At 66.6% G+C, this 16,251-nt stretch carries 15 protein-coding genes; 10 read left to right on the forward strand and 5 right to left on the reverse strand.

The annotated features are described in order from the left end of the window. The first annotated feature begins 6 nt into the window (after nt 1-6). Nucleotides 7-756, forward strand: a complete 750-nt coding sequence (locus BVG12_RS23760) for a prolipoprotein diacylglyceryl transferase (RefSeq protein WP_075794543.1) — start codon at nt 7-9, stop codon at nt 754-756. Then, nucleotides 753-2,231, forward strand: coding sequence for a radical SAM protein (locus BVG12_RS23765; protein WP_075794544.1), 1,479 nt, complete (start codon nt 753-755; stop codon nt 2,229-2,231). The genes BVG12_RS23760 and BVG12_RS23765 overlap by 4 nt, the downstream gene beginning before the upstream one ends. Here BVG12_RS23765 and BVG12_RS23770 read toward each other — a convergent pair. Together BVG12_RS23770 and BVG12_RS23775 are read right to left on the reverse strand one after the other, a co-directional pair. Then, entirely contained in the window at nt 2,191-4,128 is a 1,938-nt protein-coding gene (locus BVG12_RS23770) for an SPFH domain-containing protein (protein ID WP_075794545.1), read from the reverse strand. The two genes, BVG12_RS23765 and BVG12_RS23770, sit on opposite strands and share 41 nt — an antisense overlap. Nucleotides 4,129-4,228: 100 nt before the next feature. After that, complete coding sequence (locus BVG12_RS23775; RefSeq protein WP_075794546.1) at nt 4,229-4,879, reverse strand: glutathione S-transferase family protein; 651 nt, start codon at nt 4,877-4,879, stop codon at nt 4,229-4,231. 107 nt (nt 4,880-4,986) lie between these two features. Here BVG12_RS23775 and BVG12_RS23780 point away from each other — a divergent pair, with 107 nt between their 5' ends. From BVG12_RS23780 to BVG12_RS23800, 5 genes are all read left to right on the forward strand, one after another. Further along, nucleotides 4,987-5,568: a TetR/AcrR family transcriptional regulator gene (locus tag BVG12_RS23780; protein WP_075794547.1), complete on the forward strand. Its 582-nt coding sequence runs from the start codon at nt 4,987-4,989 to the stop codon at nt 5,566-5,568. Between the two features lie 190 nt (nt 5,569-5,758). Further along, nucleotides 5,759-6,454, forward strand: coding sequence for a YIP1 family protein (locus BVG12_RS23785; RefSeq protein WP_075794548.1), 696 nt, complete (start codon nt 5,759-5,761; stop codon nt 6,452-6,454). A gap of 4 nt (nt 6,455-6,458) precedes the next feature. Beyond that, the gene (locus tag BVG12_RS23790) at nt 6,459-7,682 is read left to right on the forward strand and encodes an efflux RND transporter periplasmic adaptor subunit (protein ID WP_075794549.1); all 1,224 of its coding nucleotides are present in this window, start codon (nt 6,459-6,461) and stop codon (nt 7,680-7,682) included. Further along, nucleotides 7,679-8,371 carry an ABC transporter ATP-binding protein gene (locus tag BVG12_RS23795; RefSeq protein ID WP_179966239.1) on the forward strand — a complete coding sequence of 231 codons (693 nt, stop codon included), beginning with the start codon at nt 7,679-7,681 and terminating at the stop codon, nt 8,369-8,371. Before BVG12_RS23790 ends, BVG12_RS23795 begins: the two co-directional genes overlap by 4 nt. Further along, on the forward strand, nt 8,368-9,588 hold the full coding sequence (locus BVG12_RS23800; RefSeq protein WP_075794550.1) for an ABC transporter permease: 1,221 nt from the start codon (nt 8,368-8,370) through the stop codon (nt 9,586-9,588). The genes BVG12_RS23795 and BVG12_RS23800 overlap by 4 nt, the downstream gene beginning before the upstream one ends. A 135-nt stretch (nt 9,589-9,723) precedes the next feature. On the opposite strand, the gene gatB is transcribed toward BVG12_RS23800, so the two are convergent. The 3 genes from gatB to gatC are packed head-to-tail and all read right to left on the reverse strand — an operon-like array spanning nt 9,724 to nt 12,999. After that, nucleotides 9,724-11,184 (reverse strand): Asp-tRNA(Asn)/Glu-tRNA(Gln) amidotransferase subunit GatB, encoded by a 1,461-nt coding sequence (gatB, locus tag BVG12_RS23805; protein WP_075794551.1) that lies wholly within the window; start codon nt 11,182-11,184, stop codon nt 9,724-9,726. Between the two features lie 14 nt (nt 11,185-11,198). After that, on the reverse strand, nt 11,199-12,674 hold the full coding sequence (gatA, locus tag BVG12_RS23810) for an Asp-tRNA(Asn)/Glu-tRNA(Gln) amidotransferase subunit GatA (protein ID WP_075796525.1): 1,476 nt from the start codon (nt 12,672-12,674) through the stop codon (nt 11,199-11,201). 25 nt (nt 12,675-12,699) lie between these two features. Next, the gene (gene gatC / locus BVG12_RS23815; protein ID WP_075794552.1) at nt 12,700-12,999 is read right to left on the reverse strand and encodes an Asp-tRNA(Asn)/Glu-tRNA(Gln) amidotransferase subunit GatC; all 300 of its coding nucleotides are present in this window, start codon (nt 12,997-12,999) and stop codon (nt 12,700-12,702) included. A 310-nt stretch (nt 13,000-13,309) separates the two neighbouring features. Between gatC and BVG12_RS23820 the strand changes: the two genes are divergently transcribed. The 3 genes from BVG12_RS23820 (at nt 13,310) to mreD (ending at nt 16,222) form a co-directional block, all read left to right on the forward strand. Then, nucleotides 13,310-14,353, forward strand: coding sequence for a rod shape-determining protein (locus BVG12_RS23820; RefSeq protein ID WP_025511657.1), 1,044 nt, complete (start codon nt 13,310-13,312; stop codon nt 14,351-14,353). A gap of 166 nt (nt 14,354-14,519) precedes the next feature. Then, nucleotides 14,520-15,701 carry a rod shape-determining protein MreC gene (gene mreC / locus BVG12_RS23825; protein ID WP_075794553.1) on the forward strand — a complete coding sequence of 394 codons (1,182 nt, stop codon included), beginning with the start codon at nt 14,520-14,522 and terminating at the stop codon, nt 15,699-15,701. Then, nucleotides 15,701-16,222 (forward strand): rod shape-determining protein MreD, encoded by a 522-nt coding sequence (mreD, locus tag BVG12_RS23830; protein ID WP_036235319.1) that lies wholly within the window; start codon nt 15,701-15,703, stop codon nt 16,220-16,222. The genes mreC and mreD overlap by 1 nt, the downstream gene beginning before the upstream one ends. The last annotated feature ends 29 nt before the right edge of the window (nt 16,223-16,251 follow it).

Below are 16,251 nucleotides of genomic sequence, written 5' to 3' on the forward strand. Positions count from 1 at the left end.
TCGCAAATGAGCGGCCCCGTGCTTCCCGCCGCGGCGGCGCAACCGGTTCACCTCGTGTTCGAATGGCTGGCGCTGGCCGGTGGCGTGCAGCTGTACCGCTGGCAGCGCCGGCGCGCGCATCAGCCCGCGCTGCTGCAGCCGGGCTCCTTCGCCATCGTCGTCGGCTGCATCCTCGGCGCCGCCATCGGCAACAAGCTCGTGTTCTGGATCGAGATGCCGCACCTGTGGCGCGGCGCCATGCCGGACTGGCGCCTGATCGCGTCGGGCCAGTCGATCGTCGGCGGACTGCTGGGCGGCCTGCTCGGCGTGGAGGTCGCCAAGAAGCTCACGGGCATCCGCCGCTCGACGGGCGACCAGTTCATCCTGCCCCTGGTCGCCGGCACGGTCGTCGGCCGCATCGGTTGCTTCCTGGCCGGCCTGCACGACGGCACCTATGGCGTGCCCACGCGCCTGCCGTGGGGCGTCGACTTCGGCGACGGCGTCCCGCGCCATCCGACCCAGGTCTACGACATGCTATTCGTGCTGGCCGTGGGCGCCTTGCTGTGGCGTTGGCATGCACCGCTCGCGCGCCGTCCGGGCCTCGCGTTCAAGCTGTACCTCGCGTCCTATCTCGCCTGGCGCCTGCTCGTGGACGGCATCAAGCCGGTGCCGTATGCCTATGCGTTCGGGCTGTCCGGCATCCAGTGGGTGTGCATGGTGGCGCTGGCGTGCTATCTGCCGCTCGTCATCGCACAACTTCGCAGGGAGACCGCATGACCCGCAAATCCCGCCCCTACCTGTTCTACGACACGACGACGTCCGTGTGCTCGCGCTGCCTGCATCCGGTCGAGGCGAAGATCGTGTTCAAGGACGACAAGGTCTACATGGACAAGTGGTGCGGCGCGCACGGCTTTGAACGCGTGCTCGTCAGCGACGACGTCGCGTACTACCGCCTGTGCCGCGAAGTCTTCGTCAAGCATCCGGAGATGCCGCGGCAGTTCAACACGACGATGGCATACGGCTGCCCGTACGACTGCGGCCTGTGCCCGGACCACATGCAGCACTCGTGCCTGTCGGTCGTCGAGATCACGGACAACTGCAACCTGAACTGCCCCGTGTGCTATGCGGAGAGTGGCACGCACCGCGAACGCCACCGCCCGCTGGAGGACGTGATCCGCATGCTCGACGCCATCGTCGCCAACGAAGGCGAGGCCGACGTGATGCAGCTGTCCGGCGGCGAGCCGACCCTGCATCCGCAGTTCTGGGACATCCTCGACGCCGCGAAGGCGCGGCCCATCAGGCACGTGATGATCAACACGAACGGCATCGTGCTCGCGCAGGACAAGGATGTCGTACGACGCCTGGCCGGCTACGCGCCCGGCGTCGAAGTCTACCTGCAGTTCGATTCGCTGCGTGCCGAGGTCCATCGCGCGTTGCGCGGCGCGGACCTCACGCGCATCCGCCGCCAGGCGCTCGACAACCTGAACGAGGCCGGCCTGTCGACGACGCTCGTCGTCACGCTCAAGAAAGGCTTGAACGACGGCGAGATCGGCGCCATCATCGACTTCGCGCTGCAACAGCCCTGCGTGCGCGGCGTGACCGTGCAGCCGATCCAGGACGCCGGCCGCGTGGAAGACTACGACCCGCGCCTGCACCGCCTGACGGTATCCGAGATCCGCCGCCGCATCGCCGAACAAAGCCGCCTGTTCACGCTGGAAGACGTGGTGCCGGTGCCCTGCAACCCGGACACGCTGGCGATGGCGTACGCGATCAAGACGGAACAGGGCGCCGTGCCGCTGACGCGCTGGCTCGATCCGCAGACGCTCGTCGAAGGCGGCGGCAACACGATCGTGTTCGAACGCGACCCGAGCCTGCACGGCCTCGTGAAGGACCGGATCTTCGAACTGTTCGCGACGAACCACTCGCCGGAATCGCAGGCCAACTGCCTGTCGGAGCTGATGTGCTGCCTGCCGCTGGTCAGCGCGCCGTCCGCGCTCCGCTACGACAACGTGTTCCGCGTGCTGATCGTGCAGTTCATGGATGCGTATGCGCTCGACGTGCGGGCGCTGAAGAAGTCGTGCATCCATTTCGCGCTGCCGGACGGCCGCCTGGTCCCGTTCGAAAGCTACAACCTGCTGTACCGCGACGGACGCCGGCTGGAACACATCCGCGCCGGCATCGCGAACGATTTCGCGCGCCGGCGCGAGCGGACTACGATACCGCTGGTGCCGGCGCCGCCATCTGCTGCTTGACGGCCATCGCCAGGAACGCGTCCAGCGCGGTGCCGCGGCCGTCGCTTGATCCCACCTGGATCGACGGCACGAGCGCCACGTGGCCGCGCTCGATCGCCTCGGCGAAGCGCAGCAGGACGGTCTGCTGGAACTGCAGTTCCGGGCCGCCGTAGGCCGCCACGTTCAATTCCGTCGCCTTGGCCTGCGCCTGGCCGACCGCTTCCAGCTGGAAGGCTTCCGCCTCGGCCAGGCGGCGCTTGGCGTCGGCCGCGCCGGCCGCGTTCTGGCGCGCTTCCTCGGCCGCCTTGATCGCCTTCTGCACGGCGGCGCTGCCCTGGTTTTCGGCGATGCGCACGGCGAGTTCCGATTCCGTGATCGACGTCTGCTGCTTGGCGCGCGCCTCCGCCTCGCGCAGGATGCGTTCCTGCTGCGCGGCCGCTTCCTTGGTGCGGTAGGTCTCCAGCTGCTCGCGCGAGACCTGGCGTTCGCGCAGCTGGCGCAGGATCGTCTCGATCTGCGTGTCGCCTTCCTTCGCGCGCGGCGTGCCGATCAGGACTTCGTTCAGCGTGAGGTTATAGCCTTCGAAATTGCGGCGCATTTCCGCCATCGCCCGTTCCTGGATATCCGAGCGTTCCTGCAGCAGTTCGATGAGTGTCTTGCGCTGGCCGACGTTCTTGAAATACGCGGCCACCATCGGATCGAGCGTCTGCTCGACCAGCCTGCGGATGTCGCCGAAGCGCTGGATCACGAGCGGCGCCATCTTGTAGTCGATGTTGACCACGACCGACAGCGGCAGGTCCGGCTCGAACGCGTCCTTCGTGATCAGCGACACTTCCGACAGATGCTTGTCCAGCTCATGCGAGCCGATCGCGCCCGCCTGCCATTTCAGGATGAAGTTCGTGGTCGGCACCTCGATCACGCGTTTCGCGTACGGATTCAGCGCATATTTCCCCGGCAGCAGGGGCGTCGCCTGCACGCCCTTTTCGTCGGTGCCGACCAGTTCCCCGTGGCGGTACGCGTCGCCCGTGATGTCCGTGCCGGCCTTGCCCGTGTACGACACGACCACGCCGACGAAGCCCACCGGCACCTCGGTCTTCGGCACGATTTCCCACGACGCGAAGCGCGCGTTCAGGTAGTACGTGCCTTCGACGAGCACCTGCAGCTGACGGCCCTTGTAGCCGCCGGCGTCGATGAACGTTTCCGGATTCTGGTAATCGTGGTGGTAGCGCGCCGCGTCGGCCGGGTCGGCGCCGACGATGGGCGCGACGATCGTCCCTTCCGGCAGCGACAGGCCTTCGTGCGTCGTGACGACGGCCAGCTTGTCGTCGCGGATCACGAGCGGACGGAAACCGCCGCGCGCGACGAGGTCGTCGTGGACGGCCGCGAGGATGCCGCCGATGCCGCCCTTCGCATCGACGTCGGCGTCGCCCGGCAGCGGCAGGGCGTACACGCGGTCTTCGGCCAGCACGACGAATTGCGCAAGGTTGATGGCGTAGGTGCCCTCGCGCAGGATCTTGCGCTGCAGGCCTTTCTGGCCGCCTTGCGCGAGGAACGCGGCGACGTCGGTGAAATCGTTGGCGACCTTGTTGCAACCGAGGTTCTGGCTCGGTGCCATCGGCAGGCCGTCGCGCGCGAACACGTAGGCGAGGGTGCCCTGCTGGATGGTCACGAGGTTCTCGCGGTGCACGCGGTACTGGAACGGCGGGAAGAAGTGAAAGCCGCCGCGCAGCACGGCCGGCTGGAACCCGGCCTCGCCCTGCAGCGCGATGAAGCCGGCGTGCACCGACCCGCGCCCCGACCATTTCTTTTCCACGATCCCGATCTTGTCGTTGGGGATGTAGACCACGCAGCTGCGCACGAAGACCAGGATGGCGGCGGCAAGCAGGCCTGCGGCCGCGACGGCGATAATCTCGAACATACGGCGTCCTTTCGACGATGATGACGAGACCAGCGTAGCCGCGAAGCGCGTAAACGCGGTGTATAAAGATCGGGGCCGGTTGCAACGGCCCCGTAAAAACTCAAGCGGCGGCAACCTCCGCCGCGTACTGCGCCACCTGGGCCGCCAGCGCCTTGCGGTAGGCGGGGCGCGCCGTGCAGCGGTCGCGCCAGGCCGTCAGGCGCTCGAAGCGCTCGACATAGCCCATGCCGTCGAGCAGGCGCACGACGGTCGTCATGAGGATGTCGGCCGCGCTGAAATCGCCGGCCAGGTACTCCCGGCCTTCCAGCCAGTCGTCCACCTGGCCCAGGCGCTTGAGCGCGATCTGTTCCAGCACGGGGCGCTGCGCGGCGGCCCACGGTTCGTTCATCGAGAACGCGACGAGGTTGGCGAGGTTGCCGACATAGGGCTCGACCGAATTCAACGCGGCGAACATCCACATCGTGACGTGCGCACGGCCGTCCGGATCACGCGGCAGCAGGACGGGATGACGCTCGCCCAGGTGCAGCAGGATCGCGCCGCTTTCGAACAGCGTCAGGTCGCCGTCCTGCAGTACGGGTACCTGGCTGAACGGCTGCTCGCGGCGGTAGGCGGCCGACTCTTTCTCCTCGAAGCCGATCAGGCGCAGGTCGTACGGTTGGCCGGCTTCCTCGAGGGCCCAGCGCACACGCAGGTCGCGCACGTGGCCGACGGCAAACGAAGGAACGGAACGGAAGGTGGTCAGGGTAGGCATCGGTCGTCTCCTTGGGGTGAATGTCGGGAAGCTTACGCCGGTCCAAAATATGTTCAAGAACATAATGTGGATACGCGCATAATGCCGCTCTCGAAAGGAGACCCGTGATGCCCTACAGTAGCGAACACAAGGCCCAGACCCGCGAACGCATCGTCCATGCGGCGCGCAGGCTGTTCAACCGCCATGGCTTCGAACAGGTGTCGATCGACCGCGTGATGTCCGAGGCCGGCCTGACCCGTGGCGGCTTTTATCACCATTTCGACAGCAAGGACGACCTGTACGCGGCGGCCGTCGCCAGCTTCAGCACGTGCAATCCGTTCAAGCCCGATTTCAAGGACACGCCGCCGCCCGCGCCGCGCGAGCTGGCGCGCATGCTGGTCGATATCTACCTGAGCGACGAGGTGTTCGACAATATCGAGGCGCACTGTCCGCTGTACGCGCTGCCGGGCGACGTGGCGCGCGCGGGGCTGTCGCCGCAGAAGGCGTACACGCAGCTGATCCGCAATCTCGTGCACGTGTACGCGGGCGCGCTCGCGCACGAACCCGACGGCGAGCAGCGGGCGCAGGCCATCGTGGCGCTGTGCGTGGGCGGCATGGTGCTGGCGCGCACGACGGACGATGCGGCGCTGCGCGCATCGTTGCGGGCGGCCGCGCGCGAACAGGCATTGGCGTTGCTCGAGACGATGTAAACGCCGTGTATAAAGTTGGGCGCCGCTTGCAACGGCGGCGTAAACAGAAAGCGCGGTTCCAGAGTGAAGACGCGGTTTACCAGGCGGCGCGTCATGACAATTGGTGAGTTTTTTCGTGGCATAAACATCTAGACTACCGGCTGTCGTGCAGCAGGTGCTGCCCTACGACAAACACTAGGGAGTCAATCACATGGCCACGCAGGCACTTTTCGATATCGGTAACGTCATCCTGGAACCTTCGCCCACTTTTACGCGCCTGAAGGACAAGCCGCGCGCCTGGGTGCCGCTGCTGGTGCTCGTGCTGCTGACGCTGGGCGTCACCTTCTGGTATGTCTCGACGCTCGATTTCGCCTGGTTCCGCGAGCACATGCTGGCCACGCAAGGGCACGTCAAGCCGGAAGAGCGGGCCGCGCTGGAGCACTTCCTGACGCCGAAGACGATGATGTGGAGTTCCGGTGCGGGCGCCGTGCTGGGCACGCCGCTCGTGTGCGCGCTGGTGGCGCTGTACTACCTGTTGGCGGGGAAGGTGATGGGCACCGGCATCGGCTACGGCAAGTGGTTCGGCTTCGTCGTCTGGACCAGCATTCCGCGCCTGCTGGCGCTGCCGCTGTCGGCGCTGCAGATCGTGACGTCGGGCGGCCGCCTGGCGCCGGAAGACATGAACATGGTGTCGCTCAACTACCTGTTGCTGCACCTGCCCATGTCCAGCCCTTGGTTCGGCTTCGCCACCAACCTCGACCTGACGTCGCTGTGGGCCATCGCGCTGGCCGTGATTGGCCTGAAGGCCTGGACCGGACGCTCGACCGGCGCCTGCGTGACGGTCGCCGTCCTGCCGTATGCGCTCATCTACGGCATCTGGGCCGCGAAGATCGCCTTCCTCGGGTAAGCGCATGAAAAAGAAAGCGATAGGCGCGGCCGTCGTCGCGGCGTTCCTGCTCGTCCCGGTGGCGATCAAGTTCGCGGGCAAGCCGACGCGCCGCGAAGCCGAGCTGGCGGCCGTGCAGAAGCTGGCGATCCACCCGTCCATCCTCGCCACCGGCAACCTCGTGTTCCGCCAGGAGGTGCAGTTGTCGGCGGAGGTGATCGGCAAGGTGGCCGGCGTGCTGGTCAAGGAGGGCGACCAGGTGACGCGCGGCCAGATCCTGCTGCGGCTCGATCCGACCGTGTACCAGGCCGAGGTGGCGCAGCAGGAAGCCAGCCGGCGCAACGCCGCGATCGCCATCGAGCGCGCCCAGATCAATCTCGCTAACCAGCAGCGCAACCTGGACCGCACGGGCCAGCTGTACAAGGCGAAGTACATCGACATCTCGAAGTACGACGATGCCGTGCACCAGGTGGACCTGGCGAAGGTCGAACTGCGCGCCAGCCGCGAGTCGCTCGAGCAGGCCAGCGCGCTGTTGTCGCAGTCGCGCGAGCACCTGGCCAAGACCGAGGTGCGCGCACCGATCGACGGCACCGTCACGGCCGTGCCGATCAAGATCGGCGAGACCGCCGTCGCCAGCGCGACCGGCATCGCGGGATCGTCCCTGATGACGATCGCCGACGTCGGTTCCATCATGGCCGAGGTGAACGTCGACGAAGCGGACATCGCGCGCGTGGCCGTCGGCCAGCAGGCCAAGGTCTTCCCCGCCGCGTTCCCCGACCAGCCGGTGACGGGCCGCGTGGAAAGCGTGGCGATGGCGCCGAAGACCACGCTCGGCGCGCAGGCGCAGGGCCGCAGCTACGTCGTCAAGCTGCGCCTCACGGATGCCAAGCTCGCGCTACGCTCCGGCATGACGTGCCGCGTCGAGATCGTCGTCGGCAACGGCGCGGCGCGGGCCGCGGTGCCGATCCAGGCCGTGCTGAGCGAGGAAATCCCGGGCGCGAAGGACAAGGTGAAAAACGCCAGCTATGTGTTCGTCGTGCAGGACGGGAAAGTCAAGAAGACCAGCGTGGAACTGGGCCTGTCCGACGACGCCAACCAGGAAGTGACGAAGGGCGTGACGGTCGGCCAGACCATCGCCGTGGGCCCGGCGCGCCTGCTGCGCGAACTGCACGATGGCGATGCCGTCACGGCGAAGAAGGCCGACGTGAAGGTCGCCGACCTCAAGCCCGCTGACGGAGGGCGCCCGTGATCCGGCTCGAAGGCGTGACGCGGCAGTACCAGATGGGCGACCAGACCGTGCACGCGCTGCAGGGTGTCGATCTGCACATCCGCGCCAATGAATTTGTCGCGTTCATCGGCGCGTCCGGTTCGGGCAAGTCGACCATGATGAATATCGTCGGGTGCCTCGACCGGCCCAGCAGTGGCGCGTACTGGCTCAACGGACGCGAGGTCGCGACGATGTCCGGCGACGAACTGGCGCGCGTGCGCAACCAGGAGATCGGCTTCATCTTCCAGAGCTTTCACCTGCTGCCGCGCGCGAGCGCGCTCGACAACGTGGCGCAGCCGCTGATCTACCGCGGCATACCGCTGCGCGAGCGTCTCGCGCTGGCGGAACGGGCCTTGCAGCGCGTGGGCCTGGGCGGGCGCGTGCACCACCGGCCGAACGAGCTGTCGGGCGGCCAGCGCCAGCGGGTGGCGATCGCCCGCGCGCTCGTGGGCAAGCCGTCGATCCTGCTGGCCGACGAGCCGACGGGGAACCTCGATTCGGCCACCAGCCAGGAGATCCTGGAACTGATCCGCGAACTGCACGCCGGCGGGCAGACGGTCGTCATGGTGACCCACGAACCCGAGATCGCCGAACAATGCCGCCGCATCGTGCGCCTGCGCGACGGGCGGATCGTGTCGGACACGAGGAACGATGCGGAGAACGCGGCATGAACCTGTTCCTCGAAAGCCTGCGCTCGGCGCTGGCGTCGATCCGCGCGCACCGGCTGCGCAGCTTCCTCACGTCGCTGGGCATCGTCATCGGCGTGGCGTCCGTGATTACCGTGATCTCGCTGATCCAGGGCCTGTCCAAGAGCGTCAGCGACCAGTTCGAGGGCCTGGGCGGCAACGGCCTGACGATCCGGCCGCACAACGAATTCAAGGACGTCATGCGCGGCAAGGTGAACTACCTGAATTTCGAGGACGTGGCGCAGCTGCACCTGCGCGTGGACGGCATCCGCAACCTGAGCCCGGTCTTCACGCCCGGCTTTTCCGAGGTGCGCTTCACGGGCATGTCCGCCACGGCCCAGGTATTCGCCACGTCGGCCAGCTACCAGGAGGTGAACGGACGCTATGCGCGCCTGGGCCGGTTCCTCAGCGATTCCGACGACGCCGGCGCGCGCCGCGTGGCCGTGATCGGCGAGAAGCTGATCGACGACCTGCACCTGCCGCCCAACCCGGTCGGGCAATTCGTCCTGTACGCGAACGAGTGGTTCAAGATCGTCGGCGTGATGGAAAAGCGCGGCGAGATCTTCGGCATGTCCCAGGATAACTACATGATCATCCCGTTCAAGACCGGGAGAAGCATCATCGGCAACAACACGCGACCGCAGCTGCAGATCACGGTCGCGGTGCGCGATCTGGGCCGGCTGGATGCGACGCGCAGCCACATTCGCATGGTCATGCGCCAGGCCCATCGCCTCAAGGCGGAGGACTCGGACGATTTCGAGATCGAATCGGCCGACCAGATCGCGAAGTCGTTCGACAAGTTGAGCAGCACCGTCACGCTCGTCATGAGCGGCGTGGTCGGCATCGCGCTGCTGGTGGGCGGGATCGGCATCATGAACATCATGCTGGTGTCGGTGAAGGAGCGTACCCGCGAGATCGGCATCTGCAAGGCGATTGGCGCGCGCAGCCGCGACATCCTGCTGCAATTCCTGATCGAAGCCGTCACGCTGTCGCTGCTGGGCGGCCTGCTGGGCCTCGCGATCGGCTACGCGCTGGGCGTGGCGATCGCCGCCATGATCCCCGACTTTCCGCCGGCCGTCGTGCCGTGGTGGGCGGTCGCGCTGTCCGTGCTGTTTTCGGGCTCGGTGGGCGTCGTGTTCGGCGTCGTGCCGGCCAGCCAGGCGGCGCGGCTCGATCCGATCGACGCGCTCCGCTATGAATGACACCGGGGTCAGAGCCCGTTTTTTGGCACGATCTCAGGGGTAATAGCTCAAAACCGGGCTCTGACCCCGGTTTTGGGCAATTGGCGGGCGAAAAAAAACCGGAGCGCGCTCCGGTTTTTCGTGGGCGTGACCGGGTCAGGCCGCGAGCTTCTTCTTCAGCAGCTCCGTGACCTGCGCCGGATTCGCCTTGCCTTTCGACGCCTTCATGCACTGGCCGATCAGCGCATTGATGGCGGCTTCCTTGCCGGCGCGGTACTGCTCGACCGATTTCGCATTGCCCGCCAGGACCTCGTCGACGATCGCTTCCAGCGCGCCCGTGTCCGAGATCTGCTTGAGGCCTTCGCGCTCGATGATGGCGTCGGCCAGGTGCTCGTCTTCCGATTTCGCTTCCCACATCAGGCTGAAGACCTTCTTGCCGGCGTTGTTCGAGATCGTCCCGTCGGCGATGCGCTTCAAGAGCAGCGCGAGTTGCGACGCTTCGACCGGTGAATCCTCGATGGCGACGTCGGCACGGTTCAGCGCGGACGACACGTCGCCCATCAGCCAGTTGGCGGCCGCCTTGGCGTTCTCCTTGCCGGCCTTGGCGACGACGGCTTCGTAATACGTGGCCATCGCCTGCGACGACGTCAGGATCAGGGAGTCGTACTCGGGCAGGCCGTAGTCGCGGATGAAGCGCTCGCGCATCGCGGCCGGCAGTTCCGGCATGTCGGCCTTCACGCGGTCGATCCAGTCCTGCGAGATCATGAGCGGCGGCAGGTCGGGGTCGGGGAAGTAGCGGTAGTCCTGCGCGTCTTCCTTGCTGCGCATCTGGCGCGTTTCCTTGCGGTCCGGGTCCCACAGGCGCGTGGCCTGCACGACCTTGCCGCCGTCCTCGATCAGCTCGATCTGGCGGCGCACCTCGTAATTGACCGCTTCTTCGATGAAGCGGAAGGAGTTCAGGTTCTTGATCTCGCAGCGGGTGCCGAATTCCTTCTGGCCGACGGGGCGCACGGACACGTTGACGTCGCAGCGGAACGAGCCCTCCTGCATATTGCCGTCGCAGACCCCCAGCCACATCACGAGGCCGTGCAGCGCCTTGGCGTACGCGACGGCTTCGGCCGCGCTGCGGATTTCCGGTTCGGAGACGATCTCCAGCAGCGGCGTGCCGGCGCGGTTCAGGTCGATGCCGCTCATGCCGTGGTAGTCCTCGTGCAGCGACTTGCCGGCGTCTTCCTCGAGGTGGGCGCGGGTCAGGTTGACGGTCTTCGTTTCCAGCTTGCCGTCCTTCTCGAACGCGAACGTGAGGCTGCCGCCTTGCACGACCGGGTCTTCGAACTGGCTGATCTGGTAGCCCTTCGGCAGGTCGGGATAAAAGTAGTTCTTGCGCGCGAAGACGGACTGCGGCGCGATCTTGGCGCCGACCGCGAGGCCGAAGCGGATGGCGCGTTCGACGGCGCCCTTGTTCATCACGGGCAGCACGCCCGGCAGCGCCAGGTCGACGGGGCTGGCCTGCGTGTTCGGCTCGGCGCCGAACTTGATCGAGCTGCCGCTGAAGATTTTGGAGTTGGTCGTGAGCTGGACGTGGTTCTCAAGACCGATGACGACTTCCCATTGCATAGTGTTCTCTCTTATCAAACGCCTTCGGGCGCGCGCGTATGCCAATCGGTGGCTTGCTGGTACTGGTGCGCGATGTTCAGCAGCTTCGCCTCGGCAAAGTAATTGCCGATGATTTGCAGGCCCACCGGACGGTTCGCATTTTTCTCGCCCTGGCCGAAGCCGACCGGGATCGACATGCCGGGCAGGCCCGCCAGGCTGGTCGACAGCGTGAAGATGTCGGCCAGGTAGTTCGCCACCGGGTCGTTCGCCTTCGAGCCCAGGTCCCATGCGACGCTCGGGGCCACCGGCCCCATGATCACGTCGCACTGGTCGCGGAACGCGGCCTGGAAGTCGTCGGCGATCAGGCGGCGGATCTTCTGCGCCTGCACGTAATAGGCATCGTAGTAGCCGTGGCACAGCACGTAGGTGCCGACCATGATGCGGCGCTGGACTTCCTTGCCGAAGCCTTGCGCCCGCGTTTTCTTGTACATGTCCTGCAAGTCGGTGTACTCGGGGGCGCGGTAGCCGTAGCGCACGCCGTCGAAGCGCGACAGGTTCGACGAGGCTTCCGCCGGCGCGATGATGTAGTACACGGGAATCGACAGCGACGTCTTCGGCAGCGAGATCTCGACCAGGGTCGCGCCCAGCTTCACGAATTCGTCCAGCGCGGCGCGCACGGCCTGCTCGACGTCGCTTGCCAGGCCTTCGCCGAAGTATTCCTTCGGCACGCCGATGCGCAGGCCGGTCAAGGGCGCGTTCAGGTCGCGCGTGAAGTCCTCGCGGGCATTGCCCTGCTCCGGCGTGAGGCTCGTCGAGTCGCGCTCGTCGAAGCCGACCATCTCGTTCAGCAGCAAGGCGCAGTCCTCGGCCGTGCGGGCCATCGGGCCGCCCTGGTCGAGCGACGACGCGAACGCGATCATGCCGAAGCGCGACACGCGGCCGTACGTCGGCTTGATGCCGGTGATGCCGCAGAACGCGGCCGGCTGGCGGATCGAGCCGCCCGTGTCGGTGCCGGTCGCGGCCGGCGCCAGGCGTGCGGCGACCGCTGCGGCCGAGCCGCCCGACGAGCCGCCCGGCACGGCCAGCGCATCCCACGGATTCTTGACGGCGCCGAACGCCGAGTTCTCGTTCGACGAGCCCATCGCGAATTCGTCGCAGTTGAGCTTGCCCAGCGTGACCATGCCGGCGTCCGCGAACTTCGTCACGACGGTCGCGTCGAACGGGCTCACGTAATTGCCGAGCATCTTCGAGGCCGCGGTCGAGCGCCAGCCTTGCGTGACGAAAATGTCCTTGTGGGCGATGGGGATGCCCGTCAGCGGGCCGGCGTTGCCTTCCGCGATGCGCGCGTCGGCGGCCTTGGCTTGCGCCAGCGACAGGTCCGGATTCACGTCCAGGAACGCGTTGTGCCGGCTCGCGGCGATGCGGTCGAGGTAGTGCTGCGTCAGCTCCGTCGCCGAGACTTGTTTCGAGTGCAGGAGCGCGGACAGCTCCTTGATGGTTTTTTGATGCATCATGATGGTCGACGTTCGCTGCGGGTTATTCGATGACTTTCGGCACGAGGTACAGGCCGTCCTGGGTGATCGGGGCGGGGGCCTGGTAGTCGTCGCGGTGGTTTTCTTCCGTGACCACGTCCTCGCGCAGGCGCAGGGGGAGGGCGAGCACGGCTGCCAGGGGTTGCGACAACGGCGCAACACCCGTGGTGTCGACGGCTTGCATCTGCTCGGCCAGGGCGAAGATCCCGTTCAGCTCGTTCAAGGCGATCTCGGCGTGGGCTTCATCCATATCGAGCTGGGCCAGGTTGGCGATCCGTTTTACGTCTGAAAGTGTCAGGGACATGGCAAAAGGCGCGGTTCGGCACCGCGTTCAAAAGATGAGTGTGTAGACAATGAAATTTGGACAACGGCGCGTTAAAGCGGATAAAAGCTTTCTAATACCGTCGATCTCGCAGGCTGATATGGGCATGAAACCACCCGTTTTTCAGCGTTTAATCGGCAAATTATAAGGTAGAATGGCGGGCTAATGCGTTCTCCGGGCGAAACCGCCCCTTCACCTACGCATGAAAAGCCCGCGATGCGGATTCGGCAGTCGCGGCAAGGATTCCCCGATTAATGTTAAGGCGCACTGGGCTGCGCGCATCAGGACACACATGTTTGGTTTTTTACGTAGCTATTTCTCGAACGACCTGGCCATCGACCTGGGTACCGCCAACACGCTGATCTACGTGCGTGGCCTGGGCATCGTGCTGGACGAGCCTTCGGTTGTCGCGATCCGCCAGGAAGGCGGCCCGAACGGCAAGAAGACGATCCAGGCGGTCGGCAAGGAAGCCAAGCAGATGCTCGGCAAGGTTCCCGGCAACATCGAGGCGATCCGCCCGATGAAGGATGGCGTGATCGCCGACTTCACCGTCACCGAGCAGATGCTCAAGCAGTTCATCCGCATGGTGCACGACTCGAAGTTCTTCCGTCCCTCGCCGCGCATCATCATCTGCGTGCCGTGCGGCTCGACCCAGGTCGAGCGCCGCGCGATCCGTGAATCGGCGCTGGGCGCCGGCGCGTCGCAGGTCTACCTGATCGAAGAGCCGATGGCGGCCGCGATCGGCGCCGGCCTGCCGGTGTCGGAGGCAACCGGTTCGATGGTCGTCGACATCGGCGGCGGCACCACCGAGGTCGGCATCATCTCGCTGGGCGGCATGGTCTACAAGGGTTCCGTGCGCGTGGGCGGCGACAAGTTCGACGAAGCCATCGTCAACTACATCCGCCGCAACTACGGCATGCTGATCGGCGAGCAGACCGCCGAGTCGATCAAGAAGGCCATCGGTTCCGCGTTCCCGGGCTCCGAAGTCAAGGAGATGGAAGTCAAGGGCCGCAACCTGTCGGAAGGCATCCCGCGTTCCTTCACCATCTCGTCCAACGAGATCCTGGAAGCGCTGACCGACCCGCTCAACAACATCGTCTCGGCCGTCAAGAACGCCCTCGAGCAGACCCCGCCGGAACTGGGCGCGGACATCGCCGAGAAGGGCATGATGCTGACCGGCGGCGGCGCGCTGCTGCGCGACCTCGATCGCCTGCTGATGGAAGAAACCGGCCTGCCGGTGCTGGTGGCCGAAGATCCGCTGACCTGCGTGGTGCGCGGCTCCGGCATGGCGCTCGAGCGCATGGACAAGCTGGGCTCGATCTTCTCGTACGAGTAACCCGGCAGTGGCAACGCGGACATGGCGTGTGATGGTCCCGGCGATCCCGTGGCCCCACGCGCCGTTTGCGTTTTTTGCATTCAGCGCTGGCGACGCTCGGCGACCGCATCCCGGCACCAAGCGTCCACATTGACGCGGGCCCACTGCGCCCGCATTATTGGAAGTCATGCAATACAGTCCTCCGCCGCTTTTCAAGCAGGGCGCCCCCGCAAGGGTCAAGGTGACCGTGTTCGCCCTGCTCTCGATCGCGCTGCTCGTGGTCGACGCCCGCCTGCATGCGCTCACCGCCGTGCGCCAGGTGGCGGCAACGGTCCTGTACCCGTTCCAGATGGCGGCCCTAATGCCGCGCGACGCGCTGGCCAATATGGGCACGTATTTTTCCTCGATCTCCGCGCTGCAGAAGGAAGTGCGCGACCTCAAGAGCCAGCAGGTCGCCATGGCCCAGGCCATGCAGCAGGCCCAGCTCCAGATGGCCGAGAACGCCCAGCTGCGCCGCCTGATGGACGCGCGCGAGCACCTGCCCGTGCGTTCGCAGATGAGCGAGATCTTGTATGACGCGCGCGACCCGTCCACGCGGCGCGTCGTGCTCGACCGCGGCACCCGCAACGGCGTCAAGCTCGGCCTGCCCGTGATCGACAACGCCGGCGTCGTCGGCCAGGTCACGCGCGTGTTCCCGTTCACGTCCGAAGTCACGCTGCTGACCGACAAGGAGCAGGCGATTCCCGTGCAGGTGCTGCGCAACGGTTTACGCAGCGTGGCGTACGGCCGCGGCCAGTCCGGCTTGCTGGACCTGCGCTTCGTCGCGCCGAACGCGGACATCCAGGTCGGCGACGTGCTCGTGACGTCGGGCCTGGACGGCATCTATCCGGCCGGGCTCGCGGTCGCGAAGGTGATCCAGGTCGAGAACGTGGCGCAGGGCGCCTTCGGCCGCGTCGTGTGCCAGCCGCTGGCCGGCATCGACCGCCACCGCCAGCTGTTGATCGTGATGTCCGACCAGCCGCTGCCGCCACGCCCGCCCGCGGAGCCGGCCAAGGCCGCCGCGACCATGGCGTCGAAGAAGAATCTGCCGCGCATGGAGCCGGTGCCGCCACCGCCGCTGCCGCCGCAGCCGCTGGCGCCCGCCGTCGCGCCGGCCGCGGGTGCCGCGGGTGCCGCGAACGGGGCCCGCGTGCCCGCGCGCGCGACCGCGGGCGTGGCGGCGGCGCAGGTGCCCGCCGCCGCTGCCGTCCACGCCCCGGCGGCCGGAGCGCCGGTCGCAACCACCGGCACCGCCGCGCGCCAGCCGGCCGCCGTCGCGCCGGCGCCCGCGGCTGCCAACGGCGCGCCCCGGCCGAAGGAGGGTAACTGATGCCGGCGACGAACCGTCCGCACTACATCCTGCTGCCGGTCAGCCCGCTGTTCATCGCCTTCAGCCTGGTCTGCGCCTTCATGCTCAACCTGCTGCCCTGGGGCCGCTGGGTGGGCGCGCCGGACTTCGTCGCACTGGTCCTCGTGTTCTGGGGGATCCACCAGCCGCGCAAGGTCGGCATCGGCATCGCATTCTGCATGGGCCTGCTGATGGACGTGCACGACGCGACGCTGCTGGGCGAGAACGCCCTCGCATACACGCTGCTGTCGTACCTGGCGATCATGATCCACCGCCGCGTGCTATGGTTCCCGCTTGTCACGCAGGCGATGCACGTGTTTCCCCTGCTGCTGCTGACGCAGGCCATCCAGGTGATGGTGCGCTTCTTCGTCACGGGCCGCTTTCCCGGCGCGCTCGTGTTCATCGAAAGCGTCATCGCCGTCGCGCTGTGGCCCGTGATCACGTGGCTGCTGCTGGCGCCGCAGCGCCGCGCGGTCGACAAGGACCACACGCGTCCGATCTGATCCGAAGAATACTCCCGTAACATAAGCCG

Source organism: Massilia putida, from assembly GCF_001941825.1.
Taxonomy (GTDB): Bacteria; Pseudomonadota; Gammaproteobacteria; order Burkholderiales; family Burkholderiaceae_D; genus Telluria; species Telluria putida.

Excerpts from the sequence above, each read along its gene's own strand:
- BVG12_RS23790 (WP_075794549.1), top strand. The coding sequence starts at position 6,459 with ATGAAAAAGAAAGCGATAGGCGCGGCCGTCGTCGCGGCGTTCCTGCTC.
- BVG12_RS23780 (WP_075794547.1), top strand. The coding sequence starts at position 4,987 with ATGCCCTACAGTAGCGAACACAAGGCCCAGACCCGCGAACGCATCGTC.
- BVG12_RS23760 (WP_075794543.1), top strand. The coding sequence starts at position 7 with ATGAGCGGCCCCGTGCTTCCCGCCGCGGCGGCGCAACCGGTTCACCTC.
- gatA (WP_075796525.1), bottom strand. The coding sequence starts at position 12,674 with ATGCATCAAAAAACCATCAAGGAGCTGTCCGCGCTCCTGCACTCGAAA.
- mreC (WP_075794553.1), top strand. The coding sequence starts at position 14,520 with ATGCAATACAGTCCTCCGCCGCTTTTCAAGCAGGGCGCCCCCGCAAGG.
- BVG12_RS23765 (WP_075794544.1), top strand. The coding sequence starts at position 753 with ATGACCCGCAAATCCCGCCCCTACCTGTTCTACGACACGACGACGTCC.
- mreD (WP_036235319.1), top strand. The coding sequence starts at position 15,701 with ATGCCGGCGACGAACCGTCCGCACTACATCCTGCTGCCGGTCAGCCCG.
- BVG12_RS23820 (WP_025511657.1), top strand. The coding sequence starts at position 13,310 with ATGTTTGGTTTTTTACGTAGCTATTTCTCGAACGACCTGGCCATCGAC.
- BVG12_RS23785 (WP_075794548.1), top strand. The coding sequence starts at position 5,759 with ATGGCCACGCAGGCACTTTTCGATATCGGTAACGTCATCCTGGAACCT.
- gatC (WP_075794552.1), bottom strand. The coding sequence starts at position 12,999 with ATGTCCCTGACACTTTCAGACGTAAAACGGATCGCCAACCTGGCCCAG.
- BVG12_RS23800 (WP_075794550.1), top strand. The coding sequence starts at position 8,368 with ATGAACCTGTTCCTCGAAAGCCTGCGCTCGGCGCTGGCGTCGATCCGC.
- BVG12_RS23770 (WP_075794545.1), bottom strand. The coding sequence starts at position 4,128 with ATGTTCGAGATTATCGCCGTCGCGGCCGCAGGCCTGCTTGCCGCCGCC.
- gatB (WP_075794551.1), bottom strand. The coding sequence starts at position 11,184 with ATGCAATGGGAAGTCGTCATCGGTCTTGAGAACCACGTCCAGCTCACG.
- BVG12_RS23775 (WP_075794546.1), bottom strand. The coding sequence starts at position 4,879 with ATGCCTACCCTGACCACCTTCCGTTCCGTTCCTTCGTTTGCCGTCGGC.